The following is a 6,218-nucleotide window of genomic DNA, read 5'->3' on the forward strand; positions in this document are numbered from 1 at the left end:
AATGTGTATAAGAGACAGGGCCGGTGTTCGGCATCCTGGTCGCGCTGTTGAGCGGGACGCGGGGGGCGCTGATCGCGGCGCCGGTGCTGGGTTTCGTGTCGCTGGCGTTTGCGCTGGCGCGGGCTCCGGCGCGGCATCGCGGGGTGACGTTGCTGGTGGCGGGGGTGGTGGCGGTGCTGTCCGCCATCCTGCTGTTCATCGCCGCAAAGGCCGGGTTGACCCGCGCGCTGGATGGCTTCTCGGTGACACAGGACGTGATAGCCGGTGGCGCCGTCGACAAATCCACCGAGGAGCGCCTCACCATGTTGCGGGGCGGCTACCAGGCTTTCCTGCGCGCCCCGCTGTTCGGCTATGGCTGGCTCGACATGGTGCCGGCGATCCTGCCCTACGTGCCGGAGAGCGAAGTCGAGCGCATGATGACCTTCCGGCAGTTGCACAACGGGCTGCTGAGCTTTGCCGTCGGGGCCGGCATTCCTGGCATCATCAGCTTCCTGATCCTGTCCGTGGCCCCGGTTATCGCGGTGCTCCGCACGGCGCGCGACGCCTTGTTCGTCTCGCGCCTATACCTGGCGGTGACGCTGTGCGTCGCCTATGCAGTGTTCCAGCTGACCATCATCATGATCGGCTTCGAGTTCCACACCGTGCAGTACGCGTTCATGACGATGGTGATCCTGGGTTTCGTCCGGGTCCCGGCTGTTGCGACGGCGCCGGCTCAATCTGCCCGCGGCAAGGCGCCGGTGGGGCCGGAGACGGCGAGCACCGCGTAATACTCTTCGCCCCGCCCTGCCCCTTCATCACGCTTCAGCACGGTGACCAGACGGTTGCTTGAAAACTCCGGCCGCGGCGGCAGGTCTGCAGCCGCCGCTGGGGATTTGACGCTCGCGACCAGCAAAGCGGGCGAGGCCGAGGGGTAGCGGGTCTGGGGCGGCAGGAAATCGTAACGCGGGTGGGGAGCGATGTCGCGAACCGGCCGGCTGTCCCCGGCGGCCTGACCGTAAAAGAACAGCTCGCCGGTGAGGCGGTAATTGCCCTCGGTCCAGATCACCTGGGCTCCGGCCTCGTCGGCCAGTTGGCGAACCTCGGCGGCCAGCTTGTCCCAGCCACGCAGCATGCGGGTGCGATCCGCATAGCTCAGATCGAGCGGGTAGTAGGCTGCCTGCACGTAGGCGAAGCCGATCAGCGCCAGACCGGAGACAAGCTGCAGCGCGCTGGCCACAGCCACGATCCAGCGCCCGAATGGGCGTGTCGGCAACAGGCAGACGAAAGCGGCGCCAAGCAGGGCCAGCGCCGGCGCCACCGGCTGCAGCCAGTTGACCTCGACGCGGGCGTGAAGGGCGTGAATCAGGAAGTAGGCGAGGAGCGGCAGCGTGGTCAGTACCGGCAAAGCCAGCCGGGACCCGGCGCGTTTGCCGTATCCCAGAAAAAAGGCGCCGATCGCCAGCAAGGCGAAAAGCAGCAGGACCGGCCCCATCGCCACGGCCTGGCTGATGACGAACTCGCTCACCAGCCGCCCGAACTCTTCCTCGAACGAGACGACCCGTGCCCCCTGGAACAGGAAGGATTGCCAGTCGTGCTGGTAGTTCCACCACAGCACCGGCGCAAAAATCAGCAGTGCGACAAGGCCGCCGGCCCAGAGTTGCCAGCGGGCGAATTGCCGACGCCCCTCGGGGGTGCCGAGGAGGAACACCACAAGCCCGATGCCAAACCAGGCGTTGGTGTATTTGGAGGCAAGCCCGGCTCCGGCGAACAGGCCGACCGCCAGCGACCAGGTGGGACGTGAGCGGATGACAGCTTCGGCCGCAGCCCACAGCGACAGGGTCCAGAACAGCGTCGAAGGGGCGTCGGGGGTGGCGACGAAGTTCACCGCCCCTTGCAGGCTGAGGCAGTACCAGGCAACCGCCAGTGCCGCGGCGCTGCGGCCCGGCAGCAGCAGCCGGCCGGTGCGGTAGAGGGCGGCCAGCACCGCAATGCCGGCGACGAACGGCAGCAGGCGAACGCCGAGCAGCGTGTCGCTCCCGATGAGCCGGCCGAGCGCCGTCATCACGGCAACGGCGGGTGGATGATCGAGATAGCCCGGCGACAGGTAGGCCGACCACAGGGCGTAATAGGCCTCATCGCCGTCGAGGCCGAGGCTCAGCGCCACGAACGCCTTGGCGGCGAGGCTCGCCAGGACCACGACCAGCGCGAAAACCTCGGCGCCGACCAATCCCGTCCGGATGGGCGTCTCAAAGGGAATGTTGGTCTCAGCGGTCATCGATCTCGGGGGCAGCGCGAAGCGGCGCACCCTAAGCACGGATCACCCTGGTTCGGAATACTTTTCGCTGCAGCGCGGCAGCGTGTCTCAACCGTGGGGTCTCCGACGAATTATCGAAGACTAAGCGATAGACAGTATTTCCTTCATGGTTTTGCACACGGTAGCCTTCCTTACCGCACAGTAATTTGACTTGTGAGCAGACAATCGCTAGCCACACCGCAATAGACGCAAGCGGCAGGTCGAGGACCCAACCGTCCATGCAATCGCCTGCCCTTCCCCCTGGCTATCCCGGTGCGGACCTCAAAGCACGGTCTGCCGGACGGTGGGCCCTGGCTATCATCGCCATCGCTACACTCGCTCGGCTGGGCCTTGCGGCTGTGCTCCCGGTGGGGGTGGACGAGGCCTATAGTATCGGCATCGCGCGGCAGTTCTCTCCGAGCTACTTCGACCATCCGCCGCTGCATCTGTGGCTGGTCGGGTTGTGGGCCAAGCTATGGGGCAGCGAGGATCTGCTGCTGCTGCGGCTGCCGTTCGTGGCCCTCGGCGCGCTGTCCTCGTGGCTGATCTATGCCCTGGGAGCAAGGCTGTTCGGGGCGGCCGCGGGGCTGTGGTCGACGGTGATCTTCAACCTCGCGCCGGTCTTCGGGCTGGCCCATGGGGCGCTGATCTTCCCGGATGGGCCGCTGCTGGCTGCGGCGCTGGCAACCGCCCTGGTGGTGGCGCGACTCGTCCTTGTGCCAGGAACAGGCTGGCGGCTGGGATGGTGGGCCTTGGCCGGGCTGATGTCGGGACTGGCGCTGCTGTCGAAGTACCACGGCGTGCTGCTGGTGCTGGGGATGCTGCTGTTTCTGCTGACGACGCGCGAGGGGCGACGCTGGCTGTTGACGCCGGGGCCATGGCTGGCGGCGGCGATTGCGGTGGCTTGCTTCGTGCCGGTGCTGGTGTGGAATGCCCAGCACGACTGGGCGTCGTTCGCCTTCCAGATCGGTCGTGGCCGGGTCGGCGGCGGGGGCGGCGTGCGGCCGCTCGGCCCCATCGAATCGCTGCTGTCGCAGGCGGTGTACCTGCTGCCGTGGATTGCGGTGCCACTCGGAACGTTCCTGGTGCGCGGCATGCTCAGCGGGCCGGCTAATGCGCGCCGCTGGCTGCTGGTCTGCCTGGCGCTGCTGCCGATCCTGATCTTCACCGGGCTGACGCTGGCCGGGCGGGGACTGCCGCACTGGCAGATGCCGGGGTGGCTGTTCGCAGTGCCGCTTCTGGGCGAGGCGCTTGCCAATGCCGGGCGGATCACCAGGCGGATCGCTGCATGGGTGGCGGTGCTCACGGCACTGGCGCTCGGAGCGCTGGCGACAGTGGTGACGATGCAGGCGCGGTGGGGCAGTTTCGATCAACAGACGCTGCAACTGTTCGGCGGGAGCGATCCGACGGATGCGCTGCTGTCGTGGGAGGCAGTGCGGCCGGAACTGGCCAGGCGTGGCTTGCCGGCAGACGACCGGACCTTCATCGGAACATTCAACTGGGTGCGGGCCGGCGAGCTCAACGCCTTGTTCGGGACAGAGATTCCGGTGCTGTGCCTATGCAGCGACGCGCGCCACTTCGATTATCTCAACCCACCCGAGGCCTATGCCGGATGGACCGCGATCCTGATCGGCATGCCGGGGCACATCGATGACGATGCGGCGCTGGGCGAGGAATTCGCCTCACTGGGGCCGCTGGAAGACATCAGCCTGAGCAAGGCGGGACGCGTGGCGGTGCCGCTGCGGATGCGGCTGGGCAGCGGCTTCAAGCCTTAGATCGCTTCACTGTCGCAATGAAATGTCGCGAACGGGCTCAGCGGGAGCTGATGCCCGGGCTCAGCGGGAGCTGATGCCGTAGCGCTTATAGGCCTCATGCGCGGCGTCGGCGTTGGCGTAGGGCTCCTGCCGGTCGACGTTCCAGTAGGTCAGCTCGTCGAGCGCAATGGGCACGCCAGTGATGGCGCAGCGGACAAAACTGCCCGGCCGCAGCACGACATAGTCGGCATCGAGATAACGGACCTGCGCCTCGGAGGGGCTGAAGCTCTTGTCGAAAATATTCATGGCGCCACCAGATATAGGTCAGATCAGCTGACTTGGAAACCGATCGGTCCCGAACCGCACAATGACGACCTGAACCGATTTCGTGGCGATTTTCAGAACAGGCCCGGTTTCCTAAAACAGGCTTTGATTGTTCAGAACAGACTCTCTTGGCCCTCTTCGTCGCGCGGCGGACGGACCTTCTTGCGCGCGACCGGACCGCTGCCGATGGTGGCCCCGATGGTGCCATCGGACACCTGGATGTGGACGGCATCGCCCGGCTTCACCTCGGCGGTGTGCTTGACGATGTGGCCTTCGGCATCGGTGACCACCGCGAAGCCGCGCGTGAGGATCGAGCGGTAATCGGCCGCCTCGAGCAGGCGGGCCGCGAGATCGAGGCTGCGGCGGCGCTGATCGACAAAGCGGGCAACGGCCGGATGGAGCGCGGCGGCGAGCGGATCGAGACGGCTGCGCAGGTGCCGGATCTCGTTGTTGAGCGCCTTGGGCGAGAGCCGTCCGGCCGCGGCGACGAACAGGCCACGCTTGCGCTCGGCCGTGCGCGAAGCGGCGGTATCGGCGCGACGGCGGAGATTGTCGAGACGAGTCGTGAGCTCGGTGGCGCGGCGGGAGAGCAGGTTCGGTGTCAGCTTGTTGGCAGAGCGGCCGAACTCGATGCGCTTCTTCTGCTCGGCATGGCGCAGCGCCGCGGCAAGGTTGGAGGCCGCATGATCGAGGCGCTGGCGGGCCGAGGCGACGAGGTCGAGCGGACGTGGCAGCCCGGCGGACGCGGCGCGCAGGCGGTCGCGATAGTTCGAGGCGGTGCGCCGCATGGCGTGGCGTTGCCGACCGCCGATCTCGTCGATGTAGCCGATGAGGTCGGCCCGCACCGGCACGGCGGCTTCGGCAGCGGCGGTCGGGGTCGGGGCGCGATGATCGGAGGCGTAGTCGACCAGCGTCGTGTCGGTCTCGTGACCGACGGCGGTGATAACAGGGATCCGGCTCGCGGCGACGGCGCGGACGACGCTCTCTTCGTTGAAGCCCCAGAGGTCTTCGATCGAGCCACCGCCACGCGCCACGATCAACACGTCGGGGCGCGGAATCGGGCCGTTCGGCGCCAGCGCGTTGAAGCCGTTGATGGCGGCGGTAACCTCGGGGGCGGCGGTCTCGCCCTGGACGCGGACCGGCCAGACCAGCACGTGGCTGGGGAAGCGGTCGGAGATTCGATGCAGGATATCGCGGATCACCGCGCCGGTCGGCGAAGTGATGACGCCGATGACGCGCGGCAGGTAGGGCAGCTGGCGCTTCCGTTCAGACGCGAAGAGGCCCTCGGCGGCGAGCTTCCTGCGCCGATCCTCGAGCAGCGCCATCAGCGCGCCGGCGCCGGCCGGTTCGATCTGCTCGATGACGATCTGATACTTCGACGAACGCGGAAAGGTGGTGAGCCGCCCGGTGGCGATGATCTCCATGCCCTCCTCGGGCTTGAAGGTCAGGCGCGGCCACGAACTCTTCCACACCACCGCGTCGATCGAGGCGTTCTCGTCCTTCAGCGTGAAGTAGGCGTGGCCGGAGGAGTGGACGCCGCGGAAACCGGAAATCTCGCCGCGCACCCGGACATGGCCGAACTCGTCCTCGACGGTGCGCTTTACCGCCTGGGCGATCTCGGAGACGGTGAACTCGGCGGCGTTGGTCAGCGGTAGAGCCATGGCTGAGAGGTGCGGGAAAGGCATGAGTCCGTCAAGGGTGGCGGCACAATCGAGCAGATGCTAGATGGGCGCCAATCTTCCTTCTCCCCCGCGGGCGCTATTGCACCCGCTAGGAGGGAGAAGGTGGCGCGAAGCGCCGGATGAGGGGAAGTCTGCCCCTCACCCGCCCTGCTGCGCAGGGCACCCTCTCCCTCAAGGGGAGAGGGC

5 protein-coding genes are annotated in these 6,218 nt (G+C 67.2%); 2 read left to right on the top strand and 3 right to left on the bottom strand.

Features of this window, described 5'->3' with window-relative positions; genetic code table 11:
- Window positions 1-23: 23 nt before the first annotated feature.
- Window positions 24-767: an O-antigen ligase family protein gene (locus tag VW23_RS23755; protein WP_069911967.1), complete on the top strand. Its 744-nt coding sequence runs from the start codon at window positions 24-26 to the stop codon at window positions 765-767.
- Here the strand turns inward: VW23_RS23755 and VW23_RS23760 are convergent.
- The gene (locus VW23_RS23760) at window positions 713-2,254 is read right to left on the bottom strand and encodes a glycosyltransferase family 39 protein (RefSeq protein ID WP_084646422.1); all 1,542 of its coding nucleotides are present in this window, start codon (window positions 2,252-2,254) and stop codon (window positions 713-715) included. The genes VW23_RS23755 and VW23_RS23760 overlap by 55 nt on opposite strands.
- 257 nt (window positions 2,255-2,511) lie before the next feature.
- Here VW23_RS23760 and VW23_RS23765 point away from each other — a divergent pair, with 257 nt between their 5' ends.
- On the top strand, window positions 2,512-4,047 hold the full coding sequence (locus VW23_RS23765) for a glycosyltransferase family 39 protein (protein WP_084646423.1): 1,536 nt from the start codon (window positions 2,512-2,514) through the stop codon (window positions 4,045-4,047).
- Window positions 4,048-4,107: 60 nt separating this feature from the next.
- On the opposite strand, the gene VW23_RS23770 is transcribed toward VW23_RS23765, so the two are convergent.
- Both VW23_RS23770 and xseA read right to left on the bottom strand, forming a co-directional pair.
- A complete protein-coding gene (locus VW23_RS23770; protein ID WP_069911970.1) occupies window positions 4,108-4,332 on the bottom strand; it encodes a DUF2093 domain-containing protein in 225 nt (74 codons plus the stop codon).
- A 131-nt stretch (window positions 4,333-4,463) separates the two neighbouring features.
- Complete coding sequence (gene xseA / locus VW23_RS23775) at window positions 4,464-6,035, bottom strand: exodeoxyribonuclease VII large subunit (RefSeq protein ID WP_244513721.1); 1,572 nt, start codon at window positions 6,033-6,035, stop codon at window positions 4,464-4,466.
- Window positions 6,036-6,218 lie beyond the last annotated feature (183 nt).

This window comes from Devosia insulae DS-56, from assembly GCF_000970465.2.
Lineage (GTDB): Bacteria > Pseudomonadota > Alphaproteobacteria > Rhizobiales > Devosiaceae > Devosia_A > Devosia_A insulae.